We start from the raw sequence: 1,289 nt of genomic DNA on the forward strand, positions 1-1,289 counted from the left end.
TGCAGATGCAGCAGTATTTAATAACGTGCCAGTTGATAATTATACAATTGAGATATACAATGCAGCAACAGGATGTATTTTAGAAGTATATCACACGGTAAAACCAGAACCTACCTTTGATATTTTAATTACCAATGTAGATGATGTAGATTGTAAAGGAGATAATAATGGAAGTGCAGTCTTAAGTTTTGTACCAAGTACCCCACCATACACAAGTGGTTATAGTTATATTGTTTACGATGCTACCACAGGTACAGCAACGGCAGTAACAGGAACAGGAACAGCAGGTACACCAGAAACAATCACAGGATTGGTAGCAGGAGAGTACTATGTACGAATAGATATGGGAACTAACAGTCCATTCTGTGAAGCACAAAGTGCAAACTTTACCATTGCAGAACCAGCAGATCCATTATCAGTAACAGGAGTTGCCAACCCAGTAGTAAGTTGTTACAATGGTTCAGATGCTACTATTACAGCCACCGGATCAGGAGGTTGGGGAGATTATGTGTATCAATTAGAAGAAACAGCTACCCCAGGAGTTGCTTATGCAGGTAACACGTTTAGTTCAAACAATATCTTTACGAACTTACCAGCAGGAGATTATACAGTAGTAGTACGAGATAAAAATGGAGCTACCGGATTATATTGTGAGTCAACAGATCAAGTAGTCATAGCAAATCCAGCAGCAGTAACATTTAATGTAACTGAAAATGACAATTCATGTGATTCTTCAATAGGAGGAAGTATATCAGTAACAGCAACAGGAGGTACAGGTACATATACCTATACATTATCTAACGGAAGTGGAGTAGTAGAAACGCAAATACTGAATGCTGCAAATTATACATTTACCAATTTAGCAGCAGATGCTTATACAGTAAATGTAGTAGATTCTAATGGATGTACAGAAGGTACCCCAACGGATGTTACAATAACACCAGATTTAGTATTTACGTTAAAAGAGACTAAGAAGTTAACATGTAGTCCACCAATGGCAGCAGCTGTAGCATTAGAAGTAACCTCAGGCTCAGGTAGTTATGCTTATGAAGTTGCAGGACCAAGTATAGCAGTAGGAAGAACGAATTTAGCAGGTACAACATTAACGCTGAATCCTACGGTAGCAGGAACATATACCGTAACAGTTTACGATGCAGGAGCAACACCAGAATGTTCAGTAGTTAAAACTATTAAAATTAAAGATGCTGAAACTCCTAATTTCACGGCAGTAGCTACAGTAACAGATATTTGTTTCGGAACATTAACAGGAGAAGTTACAGTTTCACCAG

The 1,289-nt window shown here is 38.2% G+C and carries 1 protein-coding gene; it reads left to right on the forward strand.

Going from position 1 to position 1,289, the window contains the following annotated elements:
* Positions 1 to 1,289: hypothetical protein (locus MK851_RS15600; protein ID WP_320244928.1), on the forward strand; the 1,289-nt coding region annotated here is incomplete at both ends.

Source organism: Tenacibaculum sp. 1B UA, assembly GCF_033978845.1.
In the GTDB taxonomy this organism is placed as follows: Bacteria; Bacteroidota; Bacteroidia; order Flavobacteriales; family Flavobacteriaceae; genus Polaribacter.